This is a genomic window from Dietzia sp. PP-33 (assembly GCF_033790845.1).
GTDB lineage: Bacteria > Actinomycetota > Actinomycetes > Mycobacteriales > Mycobacteriaceae > Dietzia.
Genome location: NZ_JAMYEI010000003.1, coordinates 56,593 through 81,672, shown reverse-complemented (window position 1 = coordinate 81,672; position 25,080 = coordinate 56,593). Strand labels below are relative to the sequence as shown.

At 69.2% G+C, this 25,080-nt stretch carries 26 protein-coding genes, 1 tRNA gene and 1 riboswitch; of the genes, 16 read left to right on the top strand and 11 right to left on the bottom strand.

The annotated features are described in order from the left end of the window. Positions 1-54: 54 nt before the first annotated feature. Complete coding sequence (locus NJE57_RS06565; protein ID WP_319027597.1) at positions 55-393, bottom strand: hypothetical protein; 339 nt, start codon at positions 391-393, stop codon at positions 55-57. A gap of 206 nt (positions 394-599) precedes the next feature. Between NJE57_RS06565 and NJE57_RS06560 the strand changes: the two genes are divergently transcribed. Next, entirely contained in the window at positions 600-1,883 is a 1,284-nt protein-coding gene (locus NJE57_RS06560; RefSeq protein WP_319027874.1) for an MFS transporter, read from the top strand. 397 nt (positions 1,884-2,280) lie between these two features. Here the strand turns inward: NJE57_RS06560 and NJE57_RS06555 are convergent, their stop codons facing one another. Continuing rightward, a complete protein-coding gene (locus NJE57_RS06555; protein WP_319027596.1) occupies positions 2,281-2,958 on the bottom strand; it encodes an HAD family hydrolase in 678 nt (225 codons plus the stop codon). A 148-nt stretch (positions 2,959-3,106) separates the two neighbouring features. Between NJE57_RS06555 and NJE57_RS06550 the strand changes: the two genes are divergently transcribed. After that, positions 3,107-4,099 carry a TIGR03557 family F420-dependent LLM class oxidoreductase gene (locus tag NJE57_RS06550; protein ID WP_319027595.1) on the top strand — a complete coding sequence of 331 codons (993 nt, stop codon included), beginning with the start codon at positions 3,107-3,109 and terminating at the stop codon, positions 4,097-4,099. A 53-nt stretch (positions 4,100-4,152) separates the two neighbouring features. Here the strand turns inward: NJE57_RS06550 and NJE57_RS06545 are convergent, their stop codons facing one another. The 4 genes from NJE57_RS06545 to NJE57_RS06530 all read right to left on the bottom strand — a co-directional run bounded on the left by NJE57_RS06545 (position 4,153) and on the right by NJE57_RS06530 (position 7,302). Continuing rightward, on the bottom strand, positions 4,153-5,208 hold the full coding sequence (locus NJE57_RS06545) for an ABC transporter substrate-binding protein (RefSeq protein ID WP_319027594.1): 1,056 nt from the start codon (positions 5,206-5,208) through the stop codon (positions 4,153-4,155). Next, entirely contained in the window at positions 5,205-5,984 is a 780-nt protein-coding gene (locus NJE57_RS06540; RefSeq protein ID WP_319027593.1) for an ABC transporter permease, read from the bottom strand. The genes NJE57_RS06545 and NJE57_RS06540 overlap by 4 nt, the downstream gene beginning before the upstream one ends. Then, positions 5,981-6,769 carry an ABC transporter ATP-binding protein gene (locus NJE57_RS06535; protein ID WP_319027592.1) on the bottom strand — a complete coding sequence of 263 codons (789 nt, stop codon included), beginning with the start codon at positions 6,767-6,769 and terminating at the stop codon, positions 5,981-5,983. Before NJE57_RS06535 ends, NJE57_RS06540 begins: the two co-directional genes overlap by 4 nt. A gap of 33 nt (positions 6,770-6,802) precedes the next feature. Next, a riboswitch (TPP riboswitch) is annotated at positions 6,803-6,900 on the bottom strand. A 329-nt stretch (positions 6,901-7,229) separates the two neighbouring features. After that, positions 7,230-7,302 (bottom strand) — tRNA-Arg (locus NJE57_RS06530). A 107-nt stretch (positions 7,303-7,409) separates the two neighbouring features. Between NJE57_RS06530 and NJE57_RS06525 the strand changes: the two genes are divergently transcribed. The 8 genes from NJE57_RS06525 to NJE57_RS06490 all read left to right on the top strand — a co-directional run bounded on the left by NJE57_RS06525 (position 7,410) and on the right by NJE57_RS06490 (position 15,180). Next, positions 7,410-9,440, top strand: coding sequence for a cytochrome c oxidase assembly protein (locus NJE57_RS06525; RefSeq protein WP_319027591.1), 2,031 nt, complete (start codon positions 7,410-7,412; stop codon positions 9,438-9,440). A 167-nt stretch (positions 9,441-9,607) separates the two neighbouring features. Beyond that, the gene (locus NJE57_RS06520; protein ID WP_319027590.1) at positions 9,608-10,120 is read left to right on the top strand and encodes a single-stranded DNA-binding protein; all 513 of its coding nucleotides are present in this window, start codon (positions 9,608-9,610) and stop codon (positions 10,118-10,120) included. A 127-nt stretch (positions 10,121-10,247) separates the two neighbouring features. Further along, positions 10,248-11,921 carry an energy-dependent translational throttle protein EttA gene (gene ettA / locus NJE57_RS06515; RefSeq protein ID WP_319027589.1) on the top strand — a complete coding sequence of 558 codons (1,674 nt, stop codon included), beginning with the start codon at positions 10,248-10,250 and terminating at the stop codon, positions 11,919-11,921. Between the two features lie 5 nt (positions 11,922-11,926). Next, positions 11,927-12,376: an acyl-CoA thioesterase gene (locus NJE57_RS06510; RefSeq protein ID WP_319027588.1), complete on the top strand. Its 450-nt coding sequence runs from the start codon at positions 11,927-11,929 to the stop codon at positions 12,374-12,376. After that, the gene (locus NJE57_RS06505; protein WP_319027587.1) at positions 12,373-12,834 is read left to right on the top strand and encodes a thioesterase family protein; all 462 of its coding nucleotides are present in this window, start codon (positions 12,373-12,375) and stop codon (positions 12,832-12,834) included. The genes NJE57_RS06510 and NJE57_RS06505 overlap by 4 nt, the downstream gene beginning before the upstream one ends. Next, positions 12,831-13,316 (top strand): acyl-CoA thioesterase, encoded by a 486-nt coding sequence (locus NJE57_RS06500; RefSeq protein ID WP_319027586.1) that lies wholly within the window; start codon positions 12,831-12,833, stop codon positions 13,314-13,316. Before NJE57_RS06505 ends, NJE57_RS06500 begins: the two co-directional genes overlap by 4 nt. Beyond that, positions 13,316-13,993 carry a hypothetical protein gene (locus NJE57_RS06495; RefSeq protein WP_319027873.1) on the top strand — a complete coding sequence of 226 codons (678 nt, stop codon included), beginning with the start codon at positions 13,316-13,318 and terminating at the stop codon, positions 13,991-13,993. Before NJE57_RS06500 ends, NJE57_RS06495 begins: the two co-directional genes overlap by 1 nt. Next, on the top strand, positions 13,990-15,180 hold the full coding sequence (locus tag NJE57_RS06490) for a site-specific DNA-methyltransferase (protein WP_319027585.1): 1,191 nt from the start codon (positions 13,990-13,992) through the stop codon (positions 15,178-15,180). Before NJE57_RS06495 ends, NJE57_RS06490 begins: the two co-directional genes overlap by 4 nt. A gap of 18 nt (positions 15,181-15,198) precedes the next feature. Here the strand turns inward: NJE57_RS06490 and NJE57_RS06485 are convergent, their stop codons facing one another. From NJE57_RS06485 to NJE57_RS06475, 3 genes are read right to left on the bottom strand one after another with little or no spacing between them, the layout of a single operon-like run. Then, on the bottom strand, positions 15,199-15,942 hold the full coding sequence (locus NJE57_RS06485; RefSeq protein ID WP_319027584.1) for an SDR family oxidoreductase: 744 nt from the start codon (positions 15,940-15,942) through the stop codon (positions 15,199-15,201). 16 nt (positions 15,943-15,958) lie between these two features. Further along, positions 15,959-17,524, bottom strand: coding sequence for an alpha-amylase family glycosyl hydrolase (locus NJE57_RS06480; protein ID WP_319027872.1), 1,566 nt, complete (start codon positions 17,522-17,524; stop codon positions 15,959-15,961). A gap of 35 nt (positions 17,525-17,559) precedes the next feature. Next, positions 17,560-17,955, bottom strand: coding sequence for a globin (locus tag NJE57_RS06475; protein WP_319027583.1), 396 nt, complete (start codon positions 17,953-17,955; stop codon positions 17,560-17,562). Between the two features lie 179 nt (positions 17,956-18,134). Here NJE57_RS06475 and NJE57_RS06470 point away from each other — a divergent pair, with 179 nt between their 5' ends. The 5 genes from NJE57_RS06470 (at position 18,135) to NJE57_RS06450 (ending at position 22,801) form a co-directional block, all read left to right on the top strand. Next, the gene (locus NJE57_RS06470; RefSeq protein WP_319027582.1) at positions 18,135-19,565 is read left to right on the top strand and encodes an MFS transporter; all 1,431 of its coding nucleotides are present in this window, start codon (positions 18,135-18,137) and stop codon (positions 19,563-19,565) included. Next, a complete protein-coding gene (locus NJE57_RS06465) occupies positions 19,562-20,548 on the top strand; it encodes a sigma-70 family RNA polymerase sigma factor (protein ID WP_319027581.1) in 987 nt (328 codons plus the stop codon). The genes NJE57_RS06470 and NJE57_RS06465 overlap by 4 nt, the downstream gene beginning before the upstream one ends. 224 nt (positions 20,549-20,772) lie before the next feature. Further along, complete coding sequence (locus tag NJE57_RS06460; RefSeq protein ID WP_319027580.1) at positions 20,773-21,384, top strand: HNH endonuclease; 612 nt, start codon at positions 20,773-20,775, stop codon at positions 21,382-21,384. A 153-nt stretch (positions 21,385-21,537) separates the two neighbouring features. Beyond that, positions 21,538-22,275: a hypothetical protein gene (locus NJE57_RS06455; protein WP_319027579.1), complete on the top strand. Its 738-nt coding sequence runs from the start codon at positions 21,538-21,540 to the stop codon at positions 22,273-22,275. 22 nt (positions 22,276-22,297) lie between these two features. Continuing rightward, the gene (locus NJE57_RS06450) at positions 22,298-22,801 is read left to right on the top strand and encodes an SRPBCC family protein (RefSeq protein WP_319027578.1); all 504 of its coding nucleotides are present in this window, start codon (positions 22,298-22,300) and stop codon (positions 22,799-22,801) included. A gap of 174 nt (positions 22,802-22,975) precedes the next feature. On the opposite strand, the gene NJE57_RS06445 is transcribed toward NJE57_RS06450, so the two are convergent. Together NJE57_RS06445 and NJE57_RS06440 are read right to left on the bottom strand one after the other, a co-directional pair. Next, positions 22,976-23,446, bottom strand: coding sequence for a helix-turn-helix domain-containing protein (locus tag NJE57_RS06445; RefSeq protein ID WP_319027577.1), 471 nt, complete (start codon positions 23,444-23,446; stop codon positions 22,976-22,978). A 204-nt stretch (positions 23,447-23,650) separates the two neighbouring features. Then, positions 23,651-24,676, bottom strand: a complete 1,026-nt coding sequence (locus NJE57_RS06440) for an alpha/beta fold hydrolase (RefSeq protein ID WP_319027576.1) — start codon at positions 24,674-24,676, stop codon at positions 23,651-23,653. Between the two features lie 205 nt (positions 24,677-24,881). Between NJE57_RS06440 and NJE57_RS19990 the strand changes: the two genes are divergently transcribed. Next, positions 24,882-25,040: a siderophore-interacting protein gene (locus NJE57_RS19990; protein ID WP_413464381.1), complete on the top strand. Its 159-nt coding sequence runs from the start codon at positions 24,882-24,884 to the stop codon at positions 25,038-25,040. The last annotated feature ends 40 nt before the right edge of the window (positions 25,041-25,080 follow it).

Below are 25,080 nucleotides of genomic sequence, written 5' to 3'. Positions count from 1 at the left end.
GCGAGGGTGGTGGATCGGAGAGTTGGTGACGACGACGAGTGCGGTCCCCGGCGATCACCCCTGACGGAACGGGAGTGCTCCCTCGTGTTCTGTCTGGTCGCTCACCGAGTCATGACCGCCCGCGGCGGGGTCGCGCGCGGCCCTGCCCAGCAGTCTGCCGAGAACGTAGAAGAGCGGGCCGAGTATCAGGCCTCCGCCGAGCCAACTGAAGAAGTCGTCCGGTGGTGCGAGGTGAGCACCGGTCGACAGCGAGAGAAGCACCACCAGACCGATGATGAGGACATGACCACCGCGCGCCAGCGGATCAGTAGATCTGCGGAAGCTGCGCACTGCGATGAGAACAGCGACAGCGGGCAACGCGCCGGTCAGTGCCAACCACGCGGACCACGCCACAGCTACCTCGCATTCACCGAATGTGCACCGACCATACCAGCGGAAATGGGCCCGCCACCGGCTCTTTCGAGACCTCAGACGAACCGCCAGGCACTAGGTTCTAGGGCGTGAGCAGCACCGGGACACCGCCCCCTCCAGAGACCGCCGCCTCGTCGTCGTCGCCCGATTCCCGCCCCGCCACCCGCGGCCAGGTCTTCTCCTGGGCGATGTGGGACTGGGGGTCGGCGGCGTTCAACGCGGTGATCGTCACCTTCGTCTTCTCCGTCTACCTCACCGACTCGGTCGGCGCGGATCTCGATGGCCCCCTCTCGGCCGCCACCTGGCTGTCGATCTCGATCGCGCTCGCCGGACTGGTGATCGCGCTGACCGCGCCGGTGATGGGCCAGCGCGCGGACCGTGGTGGCCGCCGCCGACGCTCGCTGGCGATCTGGACCTACCTCACGGTGGCGCTGGCCGCCGCGATGTTCCTCGTCGACTCGGACGCGCCCTACCCGTGGTTCTTCGTGGGACTGCTGCTGCTCGCGCTGGGATCGATCACGTTCGAATTTGCTGAAGTGTCATATTTTGCGATGCTGCGACAGGTCTCCACCCCGGCCACCGTGGGGCGGGTCTCCGGGTTCGGGTGGGCGATGGGCTACTTCGGTGGGATCTTCCTGCTGCTCACCGCGTTCCTCGGCTTCATCTCCGGTGACGGGGCCGAGCGGGGACTGCTGGGGATCACCACCGACGGGGGCCTCAACGTGCGGCTGGTGTGTCTGGTTGCCGCGGTGTGGTTTGCCGTCTTCGCGCTGCCGGTGTTGCGGTCGGTGCCGGAGAACCGGCCCCGGGGGAGGAAGGGCGACGACGACGAGGCTGGCTTCCTCGAGTCCTATCGCATCCTCTGGCGCGACCTCAAGGCCCTCTGGCGCCGGGACCCGCGGACGGTCAGGTTCCTCGTGGCCAGCGCGATCTTCCGCGACGGACTGGCGGGGGTGTTCACCTTCGGGGCGATCCTGGCGGTCTCGGTCTACGGACTCGCGCCGGGCGATGTGCTGCTCTTCGGGGTGGCGGCCAACGTGGTGGCGGCGCTGGGCGCGGCGGTCGCGGGCGTCGTTGACGACCTGGTGGGACCCAAGGCGGTGATCATCGGTTCACTCGCGGCGATGCTCGGCACCATGACCGTCCTGCTGTTCGTCGACGGCACCGCCATGTTCTGGATTTTCGGGCTGCTCATGTGCCTGTTCGTGGGGCCGGCGCAGTCGGCGTCGCGCTCGTTCCTGGCGCGGTTGGCCCCGCCCGGCAGCGACGGCCAGATGTTCGGCCTCTACGCTACCACCGGGCGCGCTGTGTCGTTCCTCGCGCCGGCGCTGTTCGGGCTGTTCACGTGGGGTTTCGGCACCGACCGCGCGGGCATCGCCGGGATCGCGCTCGTGCTGCTGGTCGGCCTGCTCCTGCTGCTGCCCGTGCGGACCCCCACCCGGGCCGAGTCCTCGGGCGTCTGGGCGCCCTAGGGCCTGCTTCCGGCCCGGCCGGGACCCACAGATCGCATCGCGGCCCGCCGGCCCGTTGCATTGCCTGCCCCGTAGCCCCGCGTCGCCGGCCCGCCGCCCCGCTGCATTGCCTGCCCGCCGCCCGACTTGCGCGCCCCCTTCGGCCTGCGCGCCCGGAATGCGCACGTGCGCCGGGCCTGCGCTGCGGGAACGGTCCCAAGGGGGCGCGCAGGTCGGGGAAGCAGTGTGGCTTGCGCCGGGGCCCGGCTCTAGGTGAGTTGGGTAGCGGCTCGAGGCGACACGCGGGCGCGGCCGGATCTGAGCACGCGCCACCCCTAGGTGCGCGGGCGGAATGGTCGAAAGACGCAGCGTAAGTGGGTGGCCGCCTGTCGAAGGGGACGCGTAAGCCGGGGGCGGGTCAGAGCGTGCCGGAGGTCAGGAGATGCAGAACGCCGGCGGCGTCGTCGGCGATCTCGGAGAAGCCCGCCTCACGTAGCTCGGCGTCGCCGACCCCGCCCGTGCGCACGGCCACCGAGCGGATGCCGAGCTTGGTGGCCGCGATGGCGTCCCACGTGGCGTCGCCCACCATGACCGCGTCCGCGGCGTCGACGCCGGAGCGCTCGAGGGCGATCGCCACGATGGTCGGGTCGGGCTTGGCCTGGTCGACGTCCTCGCCCGTCGTCACGGCGTCCACGTACTCGTCCACGTCCAGCAATTCGCGCGCCTCAGCGAACTCCGACGGCGGGGCCGACGTGGCGAGCACCGTGATCCACCCCTGCTCCTTCGCGCCGCGGACGAGTTCGCGGGCACCGGGGAGGACGCGCAGCGAGTCGCCGGCCTGGGCGTAGTACTCCGAATGCAGCTCCTTTGCCCGGCTCGCCACGCGATCGCGCTCGTCGTCGTCGTCGATCCCTGCGACGTCCAACAACTCGGTCACCAGAGTGGACCCGTCCTTGCCGATCCGGTGATGCACCTCCACGAAGGGCACCTGCGCGCCCGCCTCGGCCAGGGCGCGGTGCCAGGTCCAGACGTGGACGTAGGTGGAGTCGACCAGGGTGCCGTCGACGTCGAGAAGCAGGGCGCGGGGAGAGGTCATGGGTCCGAAGGTGCCCGGCTCCCGCGCCGCTGGCAACCGTTGGGGCCGTGTCGTGCGCCACGATGCGCGGTTCGGGTGCCGACGATGGACGACGAGAGTTCCCCGCGATCGGTGGCATCTCTGGGCAGACGGGATCACCCTCGACTACATGACACGTTTCGGATACACCCTCATGACCGAACAATCCGGCCCCAAGGAACTCGTGCGCTACGCGGCCAAGGCCGAGCAGGCGGGCTTCGACTTCGAGGTGGCCTCGGACCACTACTTCCCGTGGCTGAGCTCGCAGGGGCACGCGCCGTACGTGTGGAGCGTGCTGGGCGCGGTGGCGCACGTGACCGAGCGGGTGGACCTGTGCACCTACGTGACCTGCCCGATCCTGCGGTACCACCCCGCGGTGGTGGCGCAGAAGGCCGCCACCATGCAGATCATGTCGGACGGCCGGTTCATGCTGGGCATCGGCGCAGGGGAGAACCTCAACGAACACGTGGTGGGGCAGCGGTGGCCCTCCCTCGACGAACGCCATGAAATGACGGCCGAGGCGCTGGAGATCATCGGCGAGCTGTTCGACGGCGGGCTGGTGACCTACTCCGGCGAGCACTTCCGCGTGGACTCGGCCCGGCTGTGGGACCTGCCCGACAAGCGCGTGCCGATCGGTGTGGCCGCCGGCGGGGAGAAGGCCGTGGCCCGGCTCGGGCCGCTGGGCGATCACCTCATCGCGACCGAGCCCGAGCCCGCCCACATCGAGGGGTGGAACGCGCTCGAGGGGCAGAAGAAGATCGGCGACGGTGCCCGGGCGATCGCACAGATCCCCATCAGCTGGGACCCCGACTCGGAGAAGGCCGCCGTCGAGCGCGCGCACGACCAGTTCCGGTGGTTCGCCGGCGGCTGGGCCGCCAACGCCGACCTGCCCACCACCGCCGGGTTCGCCGCGGCCACCAAGTTCGTCCGGCCCGAGGACGTGGCCGAGCAACTGGCCTGCGGGCCCGACCTGGACGCGATCGTCGAGAAGGTGCGGCCCTTCTGGGAGGCCGGGTACACCGACGTGGCGCTGATCCAGATCGGCGATGAGACCCTGGACCGGTTCCTCGAGGAGGCCGCCGAGCCGCTGCTCGCGCGGCTGCGGGAGGCCGCCCCGAGCTGAGGGCCGGGCGGCCGGTCGAGCAGAGTCCACTCGACCGGCCGACCACCGCGGCTCTAGCTGCCGGCCTGGGGGAGGTAGTCGTTGGTCGTGGCAGTGGCGCCGTCGACCTCGGTCTCCAGCAGGCCGTTCTCATGCATCCATAGCGCGTAGGCCGCCCAGTCCTGGGCCGACTGCTGCCCGAAACCGTCCTCGGGCAGCAACTCAAGGGTGGCGTCGATCATCCGCTCCAGCACGTCCGGGTCGTAGGATCCCTCGGTCTCGGGGGTGAGGGCATCGATGGCGACCTGGCGGTCGTCCAGAGCCGTGGCCTGACCGGCCGCGGTTCCGGCGAGGAAGGCTCGCACCCGCTCGGCGTAGTCGGCGTCGGCAGCGAGGCGGCTCGGGTTGGCGATGATCACCAGTTCCGCGTAGTCGGGGACTCCGAGTTCCGTGGCGGGCATGATCACGAAATCGCCCTGAGCGGTGAGCTCGACCCCCTCGATGTTGCGGAACGCGCCGAAGATCGCGTCCACCTGGTCGGTCAGCAGCGCCTGGTTCAGGCTCTGCTGCACGTTGGGGGCGGAAATCGAATTCGGATCGATCCCGGCCTCCCGGGCGATGTAGTCGAGGGTCGGCTGCTGGGAGGCCAGGCCCGACAACCCCACGGTCTTGCCCTCCAGGTCGGCCGCGGTGGTGATCCCGGACTCCGTCCTGGCGATCAGGGAGGTCAACGACGTCGGTATCAGAGCGGCGACCGAGACGACGTCGAGTCCCTGCTCCGCGGCGATGAGAGTGTCTGGCTCATAGGAGATGGCCAGGTCGGAACGTCCCAGGGAGACCTCTCGCGCGGCGTCGGCCGTGTTGGACGGCGTCGTGAACGTCACGTCGACACCCGCGTCACCGTAGGCGCCGGTGTGCTGCGCGGTGTACAGCGCCACATGGTCGGGATTAGGACTCCAGTCAAGGAGAACACTGACCGGGGCGGCGCCGGTCTCGCCTGGCTCGGCGTTGTCCGAGGATGCCTGGCAGCCGGTCAGAGCCACCGCGGCCGCGGCCGCGATCGAGAGCATGCGGACGCCAGGTCGCGTGAGGGCCTGTCGTCGGATCGTTCTGGTTCGGGAGTTCGTCATGATGGGTTCCTTTCCCCGGTGGGAGTGTTCCAAGGGCAGATGAGACGTTCGAGGATGGTCACGCTGGCCAGCAGGACGCTGGACATGATCGTCAGCACGAGCACCTGGGCAAAGACGAAATCGGTCTGGAGCCGGGGGATCGCCTGGAGCATGAGGTAGCCCAGGCCGTTGGTCGAGCCGGTGTATTCGGCGAAGACCGCGGCGACCGGGGCGAAGGTGACCGAGACGCGTAGTCCGGCGAAACCGCGTGGTGCCGCGAAGGGCAGGCGTACCCGCCAGAAGAGTGACCACCTGGTGGCGTGCAGGCTCCGTAGCGTGTCGATCAGCCGGGCGTCGACTGTCCGGACACCGGACAGAAGGTTGAGCGCGACAGGGAAGAAGCACAACAGGGCCACCACGATCACCTTCGGTGCCATGCCGTAGCCGAGGGAGATCGTCAGTAGCGGGCCGATCACGATGACCGGGATGGCCTGGGAGGCGACCAGTAGGGGGGTCATGGCCTGCCCGATGGTGGGCACGAATGCGCTGACGACCACTACCGCCACCGCGACGACCACTCCGAGGACCATTCCGAGGAGGGTCTCGGTGGCGGTCAGCACCGTGGCGGAACCGAGCCGGTCTGGCCAGGTGGTCACGAGAGAGTCGAGCACGGCGAGGGGTGCGGGAATGACGTAGTCGGGCACGAGCTCGAGCGCGGTGACGATGATCCACGCCGCGAGGACCAGCAGGACCGTGACGCAGGCGGGAGCGGCGGACCGCAGGAATCGCACGGTCATCGGTCGGTTCCGCCTTCGGCGAGGTGCGATTCCCGGGCCAGGGCCTGGAGCACTTCCCGGCGGGCCGTGGCGAAGTCCTCGTCTCCGAGGAGGACCTCGCGGGGTCGGTCGTCGCTGAACCAACCCGGCCAGGCCGAGACAACACGCGCTGGGGCGCCGTCCTCGGTTCGTGCCAGCAGAACCACGCGTTCGGAGAGGAGCAGTGCCTCATCGACGTCGTGCGTGACCATGACGAGGGTGGCCGAGGTGCCGGTGATGGTCTGGCGTAGCCACTGCTGGACCTCTGCACGGGTGATCGCGTCGAGCGCACCGAGCGGCTCGTCGGCCAGCAGCACGGGTTTGCGTGCCAGCAGAGCGCGCGCGAGTGCTGCGCGCTGGCGCATGCCTGCGCTGAGAGCTGCAGGACGGGCATCGGCCCAGATACCCAGCCCCAGGCGATCCAACAGTCGCTGGGCCTCGGCACGGGCGGCGCGCCGGCTCACCCGTTGGTTGCGGAGACTGATCGCGACGTTGTCGAGCAGGGTCAACCAGGGCAACAGGCTGTCGCCCTGGGGCATCAGCGCACAGGAATCCAGGCGTCGTGCGGGCAGGCGTTCATCGAGAACGAGGGCGGTCCCGGTCGTCGGTTCGACGAGGCCGGCGATCAGCGACAGGAGCGTCGACTTACCGCATCCGCTGCGCCCGACCACGGCGATGTGCTCGCCTACGGGAACGGCCAGGTTCAGGTCCGCGAGAACCGGGCGGCGCGCGCCCGGATAGGTGTGCCCCAGACCCTCCAGTGCCACTGCCGTGGTTCCCGGACGACTCACCACAGCGTGCGCCAGCGCATGTGACATCCCTCCGCTCGTGTGAACGAGTTCAGGTTCAGCGGGTGTGATCTCAGCCCCGTTCGGTAGGGGCACCCCGTGTCATCGAAGCTGACCTTGCGAATCAGCTCGACATCCGAACGTACCACCGGCACAGATCGGGATCTGATGCGAGTCCAATGCCCGAGCGACGGTCGCGTCCCTCGACGAGCGGTCACATCTGACCGATTTCGGCACAACCCACCTGGGAGAACGTGATCGGAAGTGACCGCGCGGCGGGTTGGGCGCGCGGCGGGTGGGGCGCGCGGCGGGTGGGTGGCGAGCGGCGGGGCGCGCGGCGGGCGGTGACCCGGTGCCGATTCGCGGGAATGCGGGTCAAATGTGGGCACGGCGACCGGTGGAGAACCGATCGCCGTACCGAATTGCGCCCTGACCTCGGCGCCCCCGAGAGGACTCGAACCCCTGACCAGCCGGGTAGAAACCGGATGCTCTATCCACTGAGCTACGGAGGCCTGCGACGCGCGCATCCGGCGTCGCCGGAAGAATGGTAGCCGATGCGGGGGTGTGCGCATCAGACGCGAATCGGCCCGGGGGCACTCGGGTTCCTACGATGGAGGTCATGACGTCGTCGAAGTCGGCACCCGCCACCGCCGGACCGCTCAGGACCCGCAGCGTGGTGCCCGTCGTGATCCTGCTCGCGGTGGTGGCCGCCGCGGTGGTGGTCCCGCTCTCGGCCATGTCCACGCAGGTGGCGCTCGAGCTGGTGGGAGTCCCGGATCCGGGCGTCCTCACCACGGCCGGGCTCCCGGCGGTCCGCGCGATCGGTGAGCTCCTCGCGGCGGTGGCGGTGGGGATGGCGCTGTTCGCGGCGTTCTTCACCCCGCCGCAGAAGGACAAGACCCTCGACGTGGACGGCTACCGCGCACAGCAGCTCTCCTCGTGGGTCAACATCGCCTGGGCGGTGGCCGCGGCGCTGCTCATCCCGCTGACCCTGTCGGACGTCTCCGGGCGCACCATCTGGGAGTCGCTGCCGCCGGACCAGTGGGTCGTCGCCATCAACCAGATCGACGTGGCCTCGTCCTGGCGGTGGGCGGCGGTCATCGCGCTGGTGGCGGGCATCGGGCAGCGGCTCACCCTGAGCTGGCGCTGGTCGGTGATCTGGCTGGGCGTGACGGTGCTCTCGCTCCTGCCGGTGGCGGCCACGGGTCACGCCTCCGGGAGCACTGCGCACGACATCGCCACCAACTCGCTGATCATCCACCTGTTCGCCGCGGCCTTCTACGTGGGCGGGCTGGTCGCGGTGCTCGCCCACACGATGCGCGGCGGCTCCCGAGTGGCACTGGCGCTGCGCCGCTTCTCGGTGGTCGCCACCGTCGCGATCATCGCGCTCGGGTTCTCCGGCATCATCAACGCGCTCGTGCGGCTGCACCCCGCCGACCTGTTCTCCTCGACCTACGGGCTGCTGGTGCTGGCCAAGGCGCTGCTGCTGGGCCTGCTCGCGATGTTCGGGCTGGCGATGCGCCGCCGGATCATCAGCAAGATCGAGTCCAGGTCGGCCAACGCTCCCGTGGACCGCGGAACCCTGCTGCGGATCGGGCTGGTCGAGGCCGTGGTGATGGCGGGCACGATCGGGCTCTCGGTCTCGCTCGGCCGCACCCCGCCGCCGGCGCCGCTCTACGTGCCCACGCGCCAGGAGGCCCTGCTGGGCTTCGAGCTTCCCGGCCCGTTCTCGTTCGGCACGGTGTTGGGCCTGTGGCGCTTCGACCTGGTGCTGGGCCTGGCCTCGGTCATCCTCCTGGGTCTGTACGTGTGGGGACTGGTCACCCTGCGCAGGCGCGGCGACGACTGGCCCGTCGGGCGGACCGTGGCATGGGTGCTCGGCTGTGTGCTGCTGTTCGTCACCACCAGCTCCGGCATGGGGATGTACATGATGGCCGACTTCGCCAGCCACATGGTCGGGCACATGCTCATCTCGATGCTCGTGCCGGTGCTGCTCGCGCTCGGCGGGCCGCTGACGCTGGCGCTGCGCGCACTCCCCGCGGCGGGCCGCGGCAACCCTCCCGGTCCGCGCGAGTGGATCGTGGAGTTCATCAACAACCCGCTCTCGCGGTTCCTCACGCACCCCATCGTGGCGTCGGTGCAGTTCGTGGCCGGCTTCTATCTGATCTACTTCGGTGGCTTCTACGAGACGCTGGTCTCCGAGCACCTGGGCCACATGTTCATGAACGTGCACTTCCTGATCAGTGGGTACCTCTTCTACTGGGTGATCATCGGTGTCGACGCGGCGCCACGACACTTCTCGCCGCTCTACAAGCTCATGGTGCTGCTGGGTTCACTGCCGTTCCACGCCTTCTTCGGCATCATGCTGATGAACTTCAAGACCGTGCTCGCAGAGAACTGGTACGGCGGGGTCGGGCTGCCCTGGATCCCGGACCTGCTGCAGAGCCAGCAGGTCGGCGGCGGCGTCGCGTGGGCGGCGGGGGAGATCCCCCTGTTCATCGTCATGTTGGCCCTGGCGTGGCAGTGGTACCAGAGCGACATGCGTGACGCGCGGCGCGGGGAGCGGCAGTCCGAACGCGACGACGACGCCGAGCTCAGGGCGTACAACGAGATGCTGCGCGAGATGTCGCGCAGCGATCGCCGGGGCTGAGCGGCGCCCACCTCGTCGTCGTCGGGCCCCGTTCTCCACACCCCTCGCCCCCTCCACAGGGTGGGCGCCGCCACGGGCGCGTAGGAGAGTCGACGACGACGAGGTGGGGCACGCTCTGGAACACGAGGCCGACGCACGGTCGGTCCGAGTGTGACAGGAGTGAGCCCATGAACGAGACCCAGACCACCGTCCGCGGAACCGTGATCACCGACCCCACCACCCGGCGGGTCGGGGAGGACTCGGTGTTCTCCTTCCGGGTGGCCAGCAACACCCGATACCAGGACCGCGACACCGGGGAGTGGAAGACCGGCGGCACCCTGTACTTCTCGGCCAACTGTTGGGGCAGGTTGGCGCAGCGGGCGTCCGGCACGCTGGTCAAGGGCGACGGCATCATCGTCCAGGGCCGGTTGCTCACCAACGAGTACGAGAAGGACGGCAGGATCCAACGCGACCTGGAGATGAGGGTCACCGCACTGGGCCCGGACCTGTCGCGGATGGACGTGACCATGCGCAGGGCCCAGTCCGAGGGGTCCGCGCCGACGACCGACGGCGACGCCGCGGCGCCGCAGCAGGAGCCGGACGGTGCCGAGGACGCCATGGAGATCGGATCCGTGGACACCGGCGACCAGCCGGCGGGACAGGACGACACCGTGGGGCTCGCGGGAGCGGTCCGGGTCTGAGCCGGCGGGGGCCGCGGGTAGCCGTCGGTCGCGCACGCCGGGGCCGCGGGCCGCCACGTAACATGGGGGTCGTGCCCGCGGTCCGGCCGCGGCGATGTGAACTATTTGCGCAGGTGAGAGGGCAGAAGTGGCCGAATTTATATACACGATGAAGAAGGTTCGCAAGGCGCACGGGGACAAGGTGATCCTCGACGACGTGACCATGTCCTTCTATCCCGGTGCGAAGATCGGCGTCGTGGGGCCCAACGGCGCCGGTAAGTCCTCGATCCTGAAGATCATGGCCGGTCTCGACCAGCCCTCCAACGGCGAGGCGTTCCTCGACCCGGAGGCCAGCGTCGGCATGCTCCTGCAGGAGCCCGTGCTCGACGAGTCCAAGACCGTCAAGGAGAACGTCGAGGACGGCCTCGGCGAGACCATGGTGCAGCTGCGCCGGTACAACGCGGTGGCCGAGGAGATGGCGACCGACTACACCGACGAGCTCATGGAGGAGATGGGCCGGCTGCAGGAGCAGCTCGACGTGGTGGACGCCTGGGACGTGGACTCCCAGATCGAGCAGGCCATGGACGCCCTGCGCTGCCCCCCGGGTGACGCGCCCGTCACCCACCTCTCCGGTGGCGAGATGCGCCGGGTGGCGCTGTGCAAACTACTGCTGAGCAAGCCCGACCTTCTCCTGCTGGACGAGCCCACAAACCACCTCGACGCCGAGTCGGTGCTGTGGCTCGAGCAGCACCTGGCCGCCTACCCGGGTGCCGTCCTGGCCGTGACACACGACCGCTACTTCCTCGACCATGTCGCGCAGTGGATCTGTGAGGTCGACCGCGGCAAGCTGCACCCCTACGAGGGCAACTACTCCACCTACCTGGAGAAGAAGGCCGAGCGTCTCGAGGTCCAGGGCAAGAAGGACCAGAAGCTGCAGAAGCGCCTCAAGGCCGAGCTCGAGTGGGTCCGCTCCGGTGCCAAGGCCCGGCAGTCCAAGTCCAAGGCGCGACTGGGCAAGTACGAGGAGATGGCGGCGGAGGCCGAGAAGCACCGCAAGTTGGACTTCGAGGAGATCCAGATCCCCACCCCGCCGCGACTGGGCAACGTCGTGGTCGAGGCGAACGAGCTGGAGAAGGGCTTCGACGACCGCGTCCTGATCAAAGACCTGTCGTTCACCCTGCCGCGCAACGGCATCGTCGGCGTGATCGGCCCCAACGGCGTGGGTAAGACCACCCTGTTCAAGACCATCGTCGGTCTCGAGGAGCCGGATGCCGGCAGCGTGAAGGTCGGCGACACCGTCAAGCTGAGCTACGTGGACCAGGGTCGCGCGAACATCGACCCCGAGAAGTCCGTGTGGGAGGTCGTCTCCGAGGGCAACGACTTCATCGAGGTCGGACAGAACGAGATGCCCTCGCGCGCCTACGTGAGCGCCTTCGGGTTCAAGGGACCGGACCAGCAGAAGAAGGCCGGCGTCCTGTCCGGCGGTGAGCGCAACCGTCTGAACCTGGCACTGACCCTCAAGGTCGGCGGCAACCTGATCCTGCTGGACGAGCCGACGAACGACCTCGACACCGAGACCCTCGGCAGCCTCGAGAGCGCGCTCGAGGACTTCCCGGGTTGCGCTGTGGTGATCTCGCACGACCGGTGGTTCCTCGACCGCACCTGTACCCACATCCTCGCGTGGGAGGGCAACGTCGCCGAGGGGCAGTGGTACTGGTTCGAGGGCAACTTCGAGGGCTACGAGCAGAACAAGGTCGACCGTCTCGGCCCCGACGCCGCCCGCCCGCACCGCGTCACGCACCGCAAACTGACGCGGGACTGACGCGCATGGGATCGCACGCCGCGCCCGACACGCAGACCTCCGGTGTCGTCCACCGGGTCCACATCCCGTTGCGTATCGCCGACTTCGTGGGCCAGCACGTCAACAACGTGCGGTTCCAGGAGTTCTCGCAGGACGCCAGACTGATGTGGTTCCGGGACGAGTTCGACGTCCCCGGGTCACGTGTGCCGAAGTCGCTGGCGAGGTGGATGGAGATCGACTTCCGCCGCGTCATCGGGTTCGGCGTCACGAGCGTGTGGGTGGACGTCGAGGTCCTCCGGGTGGGGCGGACCTCCTTCACCATGCGGACCGCGATCGGCTCGGAGTCCACCGGCCCCGAGCCGTGCGCGGTCGTCGACACCGTCCTGGTGGTGACGGCGCCGGACGAGACCACGACACTCGAGATCAGTTCCGAGGAGCGCGCGGCGCTGCTCGGCCAGAGGGAGGAGGTGGGATGAGCCCCGGAGACCAGTCACCGGACAGTGGGACGTTCCGCTGCACCCTGCAGGTGCGGTGGGCGGACTTCGACCAGTTCGGGCACGTCAACAACGTCAAGTACATCGAGTACGCGCAGGAGGCCCGGATCCTGTTCGTCCGGAGCCGGTTCGGGCCGTTCGGCCTGGGCAACCTCCCGCAGGTCGTGCGCCGGGTCGAGATCGACCACCTGCGCCCCGTCCTGCGGGACTCCACGTCCGTGGACGTCGAGATCGAGGTTGAGCACGTCGGGACCACCTCGTACCAGATAAGACAGACGATCTTCGACGCCGCGGGTGAGATCTGCTGCACCCTGCGCGTGGTGATGGTCGCCTACGACTCTTCCACCTCTACGGCCGTGGAGATCCCCACCGGGGTGCGGCACGTCCTGGAGGCCGCCCATCAGCCCGCGGCCATCACGGACGAGAGGCAGGCCGAGTGACGCAGCAGCTCGTGTACGAGACCGGGGGGCCCCTCGGGGTCTCGGGCGAGCCGGGCCGCCGAGTGTTCACCGCGGCGATGCCCGTCCGATGGTCAGACCAGGACCTCTACCATCACGTCAACCACGCCCGGATGATCACGCTCATCGAAGAGGCCCGTATCCCGTGGCTCTTCGCCGAGGGCAGGCCTACGGCCACCCTCACCGCCGGCGCCGTGATGACCGACCTCTCCGTGAGGTACCGCGGCCAGATCAAGCACGCCGACGGACCGATCCGGGTGCGGATGTGGTGCGAGAAGGTCGGCGGGGCCATGTTCGTGGCCCGGCACGAGGTCCGCGGGCGCACCACCCCGGACTCGGCGCCCCCCGCGGTCGACTGCACGGCCACCATCGCCGCGTTCGACCTCACGACCCAGCGCCCGCGCCGGTTCACCCCGGCCGAGCGTGAGCACCTGGTGGAGTTCCGCCACGAGGTCCCGGCGTGATGGTGCCCGGTGCCGGCGACGAGGCGGTCGCGGTGCCCGACCCCGCCGACCGCGACGATCTGCGCACCTTCCTGCGACGGCTGCTGCGGCTCGACGAGGCGGCGGTGGTCCGCCTGACCTCGTCGGAGGGCGGCAGGATGCGGGTGTGGTCCCGGACGCCGTTCGGTGCTCTGGTGGTCCGGGGGCTCGGCGGACGCTGCCCGGGTGGAGACGTGGTGTGCGGAGCGGACCACCTGCTCACTCAGCTCGACATGCTCCCGCGTGGCGACTCCGACGGGCTCGTCGACCCCGGGATGCCCCTCACGTCCTCCTGGCAGGGGCTCCTCCCGCCGCGGGACGGTTTCCACGCCGTCGAGGACATCCCCGCCCAGGTCCTGCTGGATCTGACCGAGTCCGGACGCGGCGCCGCCCGGGAGAACGCGGGCCCGGCCGGGCTACCGCCCTCGCTGCTCGACCAGGAGGCGCTCACCGTGCGCGCGGAGAGCGACAGTCCCGTGGGAGTGGACATGCGGACGGTGTTCTCCATGGTGATGTGCGGCTTCGTGCCCGAGCGGGCCGGGCGCGCCCCGGAGGGCGAGCCGGTCCGGGTGAGCGAACGCGGCGCGTGGCTGCGACTGGACGCCCGCTACGGCACGGCGTTCCGCCGGACCGACGCGCTGACGCTCGAGCCGCGATGACGTCACCGGGGTTCTCGGTCTCGTGGCCCGGCAGGGGCGAGCCCGAGATCCCGGGAGAGTACGGGCCGGCGCCGGAGGTCGCGGCGGTCATCCCGGATGCCGAGGGGCGGGCGACCGGCGTCGTGCTGGGCGGCGACGGGGCGAGGATCGCCGAGGTCGGTGCCGTCCTGGACGAGCTCGGCCTCGGGACCACGGGCACGGCGCAACTGGTGTACCTCGATCCGCCCTACAACCGCGGCGGGCGGTTCGACGGCTACCACGACAACATGCCGCGGCACCGGTGGCTGGGGTACATCGAGAAGCGACTCGAGGTGGCCCGTGGACTCCTGGCGGACACCGGCACCGTCTGGGTGCACCTGGACGACGCGGAGGCGCACCGCGTCCGATGCGTCCTCGACGAGGTCTTCGGCACCGACGCCTTCATCGCCGACCTCACGGTGGAGAGCAATCCCAAGGGGCGTCAGCTCGACAGGTTCTTCGCCGGATCCCACGACCGGCTCATGGTGTACGCGCGGGATCCCGCGCAGGTCAGGTTGGCCGGTGGCGTCGCTTCCGCGGTCGATCCCGCGGACTTCCCGCACACCGCCGACGACGGGATCAACTACCGCCTGCTCCCGCTGCGCAACACCAACAAGCGGTTCAACCCCCGCACCACGCCCACCATGACCTATCCGCTCTACGGCGACCCGGACACCGGTGAGGTCTCCGTCAGGCCCGTGTCCGGACTGACCGAGATCCTCCCGGTGTTCGGTGACCTGAGCCCGGCCGTGTGGCGGTGGTCGCGCGACCGGGCGGAAGAGCGGAGTGACGAGCTGGTCTGCCGGATCGTGCGGGGTCGGTCGGGGAGGCGGGTCGACGTGTACCAGCGCGACCGGCACGAGGTGGGCCGGATCAAGAAGCTCAAATCCATCTGGCTGGCCCAGGAGGTGGGGTCCACCGACACCGCCCGGGCGGAGTTGCGTAGCGCGGGCGTCGACGGGTTCCGCACCCCGAAGCCGGAGGCGCTGATGCGTCGGATCGTGGAACTGGCGACCGACCGGGACGATCTGGTGGTGGACCTGTTCGCCGGCTCCGGGACCACGGCCGTGGCGGCCCGGGATCTGGGCCGCCGCTGGGTGGTGGTGGAACGCAATCCCGACACGGTCCGCGACGTGCTCCTGCCGCGGCTACGCGCTACCGGAGCGTGACGCTGTCGGAGCCAGTCACTACCGGAGCTTGACGCTGCCGCCGTCGACCATCAGCGTCTGCCCCGTCATGTAGCTGGCGTCCTCGCTGGCGAGAAACACTGCGACGCGGCCGATGTCCGCCTCCGGATCGCCGAACCTGCGCATCGGGGTCCCGGCGAGCAGGTGCTTCTCGATTCCGGGGTTGGCCTCCATGTAGGCCTCGACGCCCTCGGTGAGCGCCAACGGCGAGATCACGTTGACGTTGATGCCGTCCCGCGCCCATTCATTGGCGGCCACCCGGGTGATGGCGCGGATGGCCTCCTTGGCCGCCGCGTACGAGGCCTGGGTGGGACTGCCCTCGATCCCGGCTCCCGAGGCGAAGTTGATCACCGAGCCGCCCGCTGTGGCCAGGTGCGGGTGAGCGGCCTTCATCAGCCAGAAGGTGGGGTAGAAGCCCGAGTCGAACGACAGGTCCAACATCTCCCGGGTGGTCTCCAGTAGCGGGGCCTGCCGTGACGCGTGCGCGTTGTTGACCAGGACGTCGAGTCGACCGAAATGCTCGACGGCGCTCTCGACGATCACGCGGGCGTTGTCCTCGACCGAGATGTCGGCGGACAGGTACCGGACCTGCTCGCCAAGTTCGTCGACGAGGGCGTTGCCGGCCTCGTCGGCGATATCGACGACGAGGACGCGGGCGCCCTCCTTGACGAACGCCCGGACGATGCCCCTGCCGATTCCGCCGGCGCCGCCGGTGACGATCGCGGTCTTCTCCGCCAACCTCATGATTTAATCCCCGTTCTTAGTGTGGTCGCAACCATACTGCGGTGTCCGGCGGCAGGATCGCGCCGGTCGGGGTTTCCGGGGTGAGTGGTCCGGAGGAGAGCAGGACCTCGCCGTGGGGAAGGGGCACCGATCGCACGGAGGTGTTGAGCGCGCACACCACGCCGTCGTCGCGCCGGAACGCCAGGCAACCGGATGGCGCCCCGTACCACTCGACCGACGCGGTTCGCGGGCCCGGCCACGAGCGCCGGGTCTCGATCGCAGCGCGGTACAGCGACAGCGTGGATCCGGGGTCCTCGATCTGGGCCTCCACCGTGTGTCGGCCCCAGGACGTGGGCATCGGGAGCCAGGTGTGATCGGCGGTCGAGAAGCCGTACGGCGGCCGGGTGCCCTCCCACGGGATCGGGACGCGGCAGTGGTCGCGGCCCGTCTCCGCGTGGCCGCTGCGTTCCCAGGTGGGGTCGGTCAGCCGGTCGTGGGGGATCGAGAAGTCGCTCGGCAGGCCCAGTTCGGCGCCGTTGTAGATAAACGCGATCCCGGGCAGCGCCAGTTCCACCAGCAGCATGGCGCGGGCCCGGGCCGTGCCGAGTGCGCCGTTGCCGTACCGGGTCACCTCCCGCACGACGTCGTGGTTGGACAGTGCCCACGTGGGGGTCGAACCGGCGATGCGTGAGGCCTCCAGCGTGGAGTCCACGGCCTCGCGGACGGCGCCGGCCTCGAATGGGGCGCCGGTGAGCGCGAAGTGGAACGCGAAGTGCAGCTCGTCGGGGCGCAGGTATCGGGCGAACCGGTCGACCGGCCCCACCCACACCTCGCCGAACGTCGCCGCGCCCGGGTACTCGTCGACGACCGCGCGGATCCGGCGGTGGACGTCGTGGACGCCGGGTCGGTCCCACCGTGCGTCGCGCTCGTCGACGACGAGCTGGGCGATCTCCACGTCGTCCGGCAGGTCGGCCAGGTCGTCGGGTTTGGCCAGTCCGTGCGCCACATCGATCCGGAACCCGTCGACCCCGAGGTCGAGCCAGAAGCGCAGGGTCTCGTCGAGGTCGGCGCCCACGTCGGGGTGGGACCAGTCCAGGTCCGGTTGCTCCGGAGCGAAGAGGTGCAGGTACCACTGCCCGGGTGTGCCGTCGTGCTCGGTGACGCGGGTCCAGGCGGGGCCGCCGAACACCGAGGGCCAGTTGTTGGGCGGGAGCGAGCCGTCCTCGCCGAGCCCGTCCCGGAAGAAGTAGCGCTCGCGTTCGGGGCTGCCGGGGCCCGCGTCCACGGCGGCGGCGAACCACGGGTGCTCGACGCTGGTGTGATTGGGCACCAGGTCCATGATCAGCACCATCCGGGCGGCGTGCAGTGTTTCCACCAGGCGGCGCAGCGTCTCGACGTCGCCGAACAGCGGATCCACGTCGCGGGGGTCCGACACGTCGTAACCGTGATCGGCACCGGGGGAGCGCATGATGGGGGACAGCCACACCCCGTCCACGCCGAGCAGCTCGAGGTAGCCGACGCGATCGATCACTCCCTGCAGGTCACCGAGGCCGTCCCCGTCGGAGTCGCCGAACGAGCGCGGGTAGATCTGGTAGAGGACCATGTCCTCCCACTGCCGCAGCGCGTGGGCAGGGGTCCTCACATGTCCTCCGGGGTGTTGACCATCATCGCGGCGGCGCGGGTGAAGTACTCCACCATCGCAGCCCGGTGCTCGTCGTCCATCGTCTCGCGGTCGATCGTGTCGACCGCGGCGAGCATGTGCGTCAGCCAGGCGTCGTGCGCGGCGCGGTCGACCCGGAACGGGTTGTGGCGCATCCGCAGGCGGGGATGACCGCGCTGCTCGGAGTAGGTGGTGGGGCCACCCCAGTACTGCTCGAGGAACATCCGCATGCGGTCCTCGGCCGGGCCCAGGTCCTCCTCCGGGTACAGCGGCCGCAGCACCGGGTCGTCCGCGACCCCCCGGTAGAACTCGTGGACCAGCTTCCAGAAGGTCTCCGCGCCGCCGATCTCGTCATAGAAGGTAGTGCTGCTCATACTTCCCATCATGCCCGTGTGGCCGGGCAGGGGGGTCTGACCAGGGTGGCGTTCTCCTCGGCCTCGTTCAGGCGCCGGCCCACCAGGGGATCGATGAGTTTCCTCGTCGCCGGGTGTCTACCTCAGTAGGAACACCCGGCCAGCGGTTCCGGGTGCGGTCTACCAGGAGAGGACGAGCGATGACGACAGAGGCCAGATCGGCGGTGACGACGCACCGAGGGTGGGCGCTGGCCGTGGTGTGCATGGCGATGTTCATGAGTGTGCTGGATTCGACGAGCGTGTATGCGGCGCTACCGGTGATCGCACTAGACCTGGGCTTCGCCCCGGCGGAGATCCAGTGGGTGATCACCGCGTACGGGGTGTCGATCGGTGGTCTGCTGCTACTTGGCGGACGGCTGGCCGACTATGCGGGCGGGCGGCGAACGTTCATGACCGCGGTCGGGGTATTCGCGGTGGCGTCGTTGGCGTGTGGGCTCGCCGGATCGAGCGAGGCGTTGATCGCCTCGAGGGTCGCGCAGGGAGTAGGCGCGGCGATCATGACCCCGGCGGGCTTGTCTGTCCTCATGCAGGTCTTCCCCGACGGGCCGGATCGCAACAAAGCCCTGGGGATCTGGGGCGGGCTCGGCGGGATCGGGGGGTCGGCCGGTCTTCTGTTGGGCGGCGTGCTCACGGATTGGGCTGGATGGGCCTGGATCTTCTACACCAACGTCCCCGTCTGCCTGGCGGTGCTGATCCTGTGCCCGCAAGTGCTGCCAGCGAGCATTCGGCGCAGGCGACGACTCGATCTGCCGGGCGCGATCACAGCCACCGGGACGCTCGTGCTGACGCTCCTGGCCCTGTTCCACTTCGCCGCGAACGGGGTCGACTCCTTCATCGCGGTCTACGTCTCCGCGGCGGTGACTCTGGCAGCACTGTTCGTCGCCGTGGAGCTTCGTAGCCCCGCGCCGCTGGTGCCGATGAGGATCTTCGCCTCGCGCGCGCTCGTCGGCGGCAACCTGGTCATCATGATCGCCGGCGTAGCGGTCGACGGGCTCCTGATCGTCGTGACCCTCTACGCCCAACAGGTTCTGGGTCTCTCGGCGCTCCAGTTCGGCATGGTGATGGCGGTCATGACCGTCACCTCGGTCATCGGGGTGATAGTCGGGCAGCACCTGGTGACACGGACGGGATTCCGTCTCGTGGCCTCGTGGGGCATGATCCTGCTGATGATCGCCTGCGTACTTCTGGCCGGGCTGTCGGTCGAGGGCACGCTGATCGACGACCTGCTGGCCGGGTTGGTCGTCTTCGGCGCCGGGATGGGGGCGGCGTTCGTCGCCGCACAGATCGCAGCTCTGTCGGGAGTACCTGAACGCGATAGGGGTCTGGCCGCGGGTCTGGAGGAGACGTCCTTCGCCGTGGGTGCCACTCTCGGAGCGGGTCTCGCCTCGGCGATCGCGATCGGCTTCGCCACCCGCGACGCCACGGACGCACTGTCGCCTGCGGATCTGGCCGAGGGACTGGCCGTCACTCTCTACGTGCTGGCCGGGCTGACGGCAGCCGGGGCGCTGCTCGCCGCGACCCTCCTCCGCGCACCTGCTGCCGCCACTGAGAAGATCGCCTTCTCATCATGACGATCGTGATCGACGACTTCGACCGTCACACCAGGCCGTACCGAGCGGAGCTGCTGGCACACAGCTATCGGATGCTGGCCTCGATCCACGACGCCGAGGACGCGGTCCAGGAGACCTACCTGCGCGCCTGGCGTAGTTACGAGGGCTTCGAAGGCCGGTCGTCGGTCCGGACCTGGTTGTACCGGATCGCGACCAACACCTGCCTTCGTGCCCTGGAGAACCGCGGCCGGCGGGCGCTGCCCGCGGGTCTGGGCGGTCCCAGCCGGGACCCGGCGGCTGACCTGGAGCAATGGACCCACCTGCCCTGGGTGGAACCTGCCCCCGACACCATGTTCGGGAGCGGCACCCCCGGTGCCGGGGACCCGCTCGGTGCGGTGACCCACCGTCAGAGTGTGAGATTGGCATTTATCGCGGCTCTGCAGCACCTTTCCCCACGCCAGCGGGCGGTGCTCGTTCTGCGTGATGTTCTGGCCTTCAGCGCCGCGGAGGTAGCCGCGATGCTCGACACCACACCCGCCGCCATCAACAGTCTGCTGCAACGTGCACGGTCCCGCATCGACCACGCGCGCCCGGAGGGGGCCGATGCGCGCGAACCCCACTCAAGAGAAGAACGCGATCTGCTGGACCGCTTCGTCACGGCGATGCACGCCAATGACATCAGAGCACTCGTCGGCGTTCTGACCGAGGACGCCGTGTACGAGATGCCGCCTTTCCCGGCGTGGTTCCGCGGCGCCGAGACGATCGGCCGGATGGTCAGTGCCCAGAGCCCCGCGGAGGGCCCCGGAGATCATCTCCTCGTGCCCACCGCTGCCAATGGACAACCGGCTTTCGGGCTCTACATGCCTGACGAGCACGGCATCCGGCGAGCTTTCAACCTGCAGGTTCTGACCGTCACCCCTGCCGGGGTCTCGCACGTCGTGGCCTTCTTCGACCTGCGCTTGTTCGCCCGGTTCGGACTACCCGAGGTCGCGCCCCCGCAGTGATGGCTGAAACGACAGGCCTGCCTGGTCGTTCCCTGCTCTCCTATTGGGTTGGTGGTGATGTCGAGACGTCCCGATCGCCGGCACCAGGAGAACGATCCGCGGCGCGGATCTCGGTATCGAGCGCAAAGAGTTCACCGAGGGTGCATCATCGGTGGAGGCGAGGTTCACTTCGGGCCCGGTCGACCGTGCTGCACTGGGCTCTGGCAGACGAGCGGAGACCAACCATGGGCACAGCCGTGCGCGAGAACTCGGAGTACCGACAACGGGGTTCACGAGCTCCCGTTCGACTCGAGTGCGTCCCGGACCCGCACGTCCCGCTGGCATCGGCGCCGCGGGTGCTCCTACTCAACGCCGGGTACGAGGCGCTGACCGCGCTTCCCGCACGCCGTGCCGTGGTCATGCTGCTGGGCGGTAAGGCCGTCGTGGTCCACGAGCACCCCACCGAGGTCCTGGTCCGGTCGGTGGACACCGCCGTTCGAGTGCCGTCGGTGATCATGCTCCGCGAGTACGTGCGGATCCCGTACCGCGCGCAGGTGCCGATGACGCGCGCGGCCCTCATGCACCGCGACTCGCATCGGTGCGGTTACTGCAACGCCCGCGCGACCACCATCGACCACGTGATTCCGCGCAGCCGCGGCGGCGCGCACGCCTGGGAGAACTGCGTGGCCTCCTGCGCGCCGTGCAATCACCGCAAGGCCGACAAACTGCTCTCCGAGCTGGGCTGGGAATTGCGGGCGCCGCTGGTGGCGCCACAGGGTCGGACGTGGCGGCTCGTCTCCCAGCTCCGTGAGATCGGGCCGTACTGGGAGGACTACCTGTACCTCGACGCCGCCTGACGGTCTGCGCTGCGTGAACGAGGTCACCCTCGGCAACTGGGTGAACCGCGCCCGCGAGGCCACCGAGGGCGCCGGGGGGTTGTCGAAGGACGACGTCGAGGAGCTCGGCTGTACCCCACCTGCGTGAACAGAACACCTGGCTAGGGTGGGCGTATGGACGCCGACATCAACTTCTACTTTGACCCGGTCTGCCCCTTCGCCTGGATGACCAGCAAATGGGTGCGCCAGGTGCAAGCGCAGCGCGACTACACCGTCGACTGGCGGTTCATCTCGTTGCGCCTGATCAACGCAGAGGTCGACTACGACGCGCACTTCCCGCCCGAGTACGAAGCCGGCCACACCGCCGGGCTGCGGCTCCTGAGAGTGGCGGCTCGTGCGCGAGCCGAGCATGGCCGGGCGGCGATGGCGCCGTTGTACGCCGCCTTCGGGGCGCACATCTTCGACACCGCTCCGGACGCCGGCGACCACCGCAGCGAAGGTGAGGTGCGTGAGCGGCGCGGGACGGGCGAGTTCGCCGAGCTGATCCTCGCCGACGCCGGTCTGCCGATCGAGCTGGCGGACGCCGTCGACGACGAGTCGTGGGACGCCGAGATCCGCCGGGAGACCGACGAGGCGCTCTCGCTGACGGGCAAGGACGTGGGCACGCCCATCATCCACTTCGAGCCACCGACCGGCGTCGCCTTCTTCGGGCCCGTGATCAGCCGGCTGCCACACGAGGACTCGGCGGCCGAGCTGTGGGACCACGTGGTCGGGCTGGCCCGCTTCCCGGGTTTCGCCGAGCTCAAGCGCAGCCTGCGCGAGTTGCCACAGTTGGCCGCGCTCGGAGTCGACGTCGACACGGTCGGCACGCAAGAGGACTGGCACGGCGGCAGCCGGCGGCAGAAGAAGTGACCCTGGTGGGGAGGGTGGAGACATGAGCGGAACCAGCATCCGCAGTCACCGGGAGTCCGTCATCGTCGAGGCGTCGGCCGAGACGCTCTACGACTTGGTCTCCGACATCACCCGTACCGGCGAGTGGAGTCCGGTCTGCACCTCGTGCTGGTGGGACGACGAGGCAGAGGCCGGTCAGGTCGGTGCCTGGTTCACCGGTCGCAACGAGCTCCCGCACCGGACGTGGGAGACCCGGTCGGTGGTGGTGGCGGCCGAGCAGGGGCGTGAGTTCGCCTGGGTCGTGGGCGGCAGCTTCGTCCGTTGGGGGTTCACTCTCGCCCCCGCGCCGGCAGGGACGACGCTCACCGAGTCCTGGGAGTTCCTGCCCGGCGGGATCGCCATGTTCGAGGAGAAGTATGGCGACCGGGCGCCTGCTGAGATCACCGACCGCACGCAACAGGCCCTCGACGGCATCCCCAAGACGCTCGCCGCGATCAAACACATCGCCGAGTCGTCCACCGGCGCAGGGGAGCCGGCCCGGCCATGACTGGCCACTCCGAACCGAGCGGGACGGCCCTCGTACTGCGGGTCGGGGATCAACTGCGTTAACAGAACCCCCTTTGTCTGACACTCAGGCTATGCGGGAGGTAGCCGCGGATGGAGGCCCGCCGGTGAAGGTGGCTCGGTACTCGCGCGGTGCGACGCCCACGGTCCGTCGGAATTACTTGCGGAAGTTGCTGAGCGTGCTGAAGCCGACGTGGCGGGCGAGGTGTTCGACACGTCGGTCCGTCGTATCCAGGAGCTCCTGCGCGTGGCGGATGCGAACGCCGGTGAGCCAATCGACCGGGCTCTGCCGGGTCTCGCGCTGGAAGCGCCGGTTCAGGGTTCGCACGCTGCTGTCGGTGGCCTCCTCGAGCAGATGAGGGCGTCTTCGAAGGAGTCGGTCTGGTAGGTAGGTGGGTTGCCGCAGGATGAACTGGGCCTGCCCTTCGCTGCGGTGGAGGTGTGCGACCGCGAGCCGGGCGGCGTGAGAGGTTACCGCGGTGCCGTGGTCACAGCGGATCATGTGCAGGCACAGGTCGATTCCCGCGCTAGTACCGACGGAGGTCAAGATCTGCCCGTTGTCGATGTAGAGCGCGTCCGGATCGACGACGACTCCCGGGCACGACTGGGCGAACAGTTCGGTGGCCATCCAGTGCGTGGTGGCTCGCTTGCCGTCTAGAATGCGTGCATCGGCGAGAACGTGGAGGCCGCGTGCCACGAAAGTTGCTGCTCGCGTCGCGCTATCCGCCGCCGAACCCTCGGCGTGGACGAGCTAGTGGGTGGTCGACTGGTTGTTGTAGTCGGTTGCCGCCGACCGGAGAGAATGACGACTACGTGCGTCCGGAAAGCCGTCTCAGTTGGTAGACACTGACGCGCGCGGCGGAACCTCTCCGAGCGCGCCGACGATCGGTGTGGTGGGCCAGCAGCGGGGGGTGACAGCCGTTGCCGGGTCCAGTGCGTTGAGCGTCAGGTCCACGGTCTGGGGGTCGGCGTACAGCGAGGCGTGGTCCGCGCCGTTCTGTCGACACGTGTCCTGCAGTATGAGTGTGGTCACGCCGGGATGGTCTCCTGCCGGGAAGCTCATCGCGGGCGGCACCAGCCCGTCGAGGGCCGAGGCGATAAGGGTGTACCGGGTGCCGTCGTGGAATGGGAATCCCCCGTCGAAGAGTATTTGGCCGGTCGGGGAGTGCTCGTTGATGTCAAGCATGGCCGGAAAGGGAATGGGAAGCGGTCCGTCGGGGAGTGTGCGCGAGTTCTCGGCCGCCAGGCCCTCAAGGTCCACCACAGTGGCGAGGGAGGCCAGACCCGGGAGTCCTGCTTCCGCGGTCCCTCCGGCGAAGCCACCGAGCGAGACCACGGCGTTGATCCGGCCCGGGCGGGTCACCTTGGCAAGGTGCATTCCCACGGTCACTCCTTGAGAGTGGCCCACCACGTCGGCCTGCTCGGCTCCTGTCGCTTCGAGGACACGGTCAAGATAGGAGGTCATCTCGCCCACGTGGTCGGACATTCGAAGGGCCCCGCCTATTCCGGGGAACAGCGGGGTGGCGCCGAAGGTGGGTGCGAACACGCAGTAGCCCTCGTTGAGCAGTGCCGGCGCGATCGTGCCCCAGTTGTTGACCCCGTTCGCGCCTGTGCCGTGGAGGAGGATCACCGGACGCGGGCGCTCGGGCGAGGGGCGGCAGGACCAGTCGTCGACACCGGGCCACGGCTGCCCCGGGTGGGTGATCTGGTACAATCCGCCCGCTTCGGCCGTGTAGGTGATCGGCTGGGCCGGCCGGGTGGCGGGGTCGGTGGCCGAGGCCATCGGTGCCGCAAACAGTGAGGCGGCCGTTGTGGTCACCGCCGCCAACAAGGTGACGGCGACGCGGGTGCGAGGCATGCAGGGTCTCCTAACAGCGCCCGGAGCAGCGCAATGTGATCGGTGTCACCCTATTCCACAACACTCGTTCCCGGGGTGACTACACAAGCTGTCAGGAGGGGTTGCTCTCGCTCGTCGGCTGCGTCCTAGGGGGCAGCGCGTGTGCACGCCGAGGCGCTCCAGAGATCCGCTCGCGCCCCGTCACAGCTCCTGACTCTGGCCCAGAATTTGGGTCCGGGGCCCCCACCGACTAGCTCGTCCATTCGACTTCGTCGGCCATGCGCAGCAGGCGTTCGCGTCGAGCTGGGTCACTCGCGCCGACCCAGGCGATGAGGCCCAGGACGTGGGCCCGGAAGTCGGGGTGCCCGGATTGGTTCTGGGATGAGGCCCCATAGCGACGGGCGTTGTGCAGAAGGGCGCGCAGG

Coding starts and splice junctions, on each gene's coding strand:
- NJE57_RS06460 (WP_319027580.1), top strand. CDS start 20,773: ATGGGCACAGCCGTGCGCGAGAACTCGGAGTACCGACAACGGGGTTCA.
- NJE57_RS06525 (WP_319027591.1), top strand. CDS start 7,410: ATGACGTCGTCGAAGTCGGCACCCGCCACCGCCGGACCGCTCAGGACC.
- NJE57_RS06480 (WP_319027872.1), bottom strand. CDS start 17,524: ATGGTCCTCTACCAGATCTACCCGCGCTCGTTCGGCGACTCCGACGGG.
- NJE57_RS06540 (WP_319027593.1), bottom strand. CDS start 5,984: ATGACCGTGCGATTCCTGCGGTCCGCCGCTCCCGCCTGCGTCACGGTC.
- NJE57_RS06510 (WP_319027588.1), top strand. CDS start 11,927: ATGGGATCGCACGCCGCGCCCGACACGCAGACCTCCGGTGTCGTCCAC.
- NJE57_RS06545 (WP_319027594.1), bottom strand. CDS start 5,208: ATGACGAACTCCCGAACCAGAACGATCCGACGACAGGCCCTCACGCGA.
- NJE57_RS06455 (WP_319027579.1), top strand. CDS start 21,538: ATGGACGCCGACATCAACTTCTACTTTGACCCGGTCTGCCCCTTCGCC.
- NJE57_RS06550 (WP_319027595.1), top strand. CDS start 3,107: ATGACACGTTTCGGATACACCCTCATGACCGAACAATCCGGCCCCAAG.
- NJE57_RS06520 (WP_319027590.1), top strand. CDS start 9,608: ATGAACGAGACCCAGACCACCGTCCGCGGAACCGTGATCACCGACCCC.
- NJE57_RS06485 (WP_319027584.1), bottom strand. CDS start 15,942: ATGAGGTTGGCGGAGAAGACCGCGATCGTCACCGGCGGCGCCGGCGGA.
- NJE57_RS06490 (WP_319027585.1), top strand. CDS start 13,990: ATGACGTCACCGGGGTTCTCGGTCTCGTGGCCCGGCAGGGGCGAGCCC.
- NJE57_RS06555 (WP_319027596.1), bottom strand. CDS start 2,958: ATGACCTCTCCCCGCGCCCTGCTTCTCGACGTCGACGGCACCCTGGTC.
- NJE57_RS06440 (WP_319027576.1), bottom strand. CDS start 24,676: ATGCCTCGCACCCGCGTCGCCGTCACCTTGTTGGCGGCGGTGACCACA.
- NJE57_RS06465 (WP_319027581.1), top strand. CDS start 19,562: ATGACGATCGTGATCGACGACTTCGACCGTCACACCAGGCCGTACCGA.
- NJE57_RS06505 (WP_319027587.1), top strand. CDS start 12,373: ATGAGCCCCGGAGACCAGTCACCGGACAGTGGGACGTTCCGCTGCACC.
- NJE57_RS06475 (WP_319027583.1), bottom strand. CDS start 17,955: ATGAGCAGCACTACCTTCTATGACGAGATCGGCGGCGCGGAGACCTTC.
- NJE57_RS06560 (WP_319027874.1), top strand. CDS start 600: ATGTGGGACTGGGGGTCGGCGGCGTTCAACGCGGTGATCGTCACCTTC.
- NJE57_RS06470 (WP_319027582.1), top strand. CDS start 18,135: ATGACGACAGAGGCCAGATCGGCGGTGACGACGCACCGAGGGTGGGCG.
- NJE57_RS06445 (WP_319027577.1), bottom strand. CDS start 23,446: ATGGCCACCGAACTGTTCGCCCAGTCGTGCCCGGGAGTCGTCGTCGAT.
- NJE57_RS06450 (WP_319027578.1), top strand. CDS start 22,298: ATGAGCGGAACCAGCATCCGCAGTCACCGGGAGTCCGTCATCGTCGAG.
- NJE57_RS06495 (WP_319027873.1), top strand. CDS start 13,316: ATGGTGCCCGGTGCCGGCGACGAGGCGGTCGCGGTGCCCGACCCCGCC.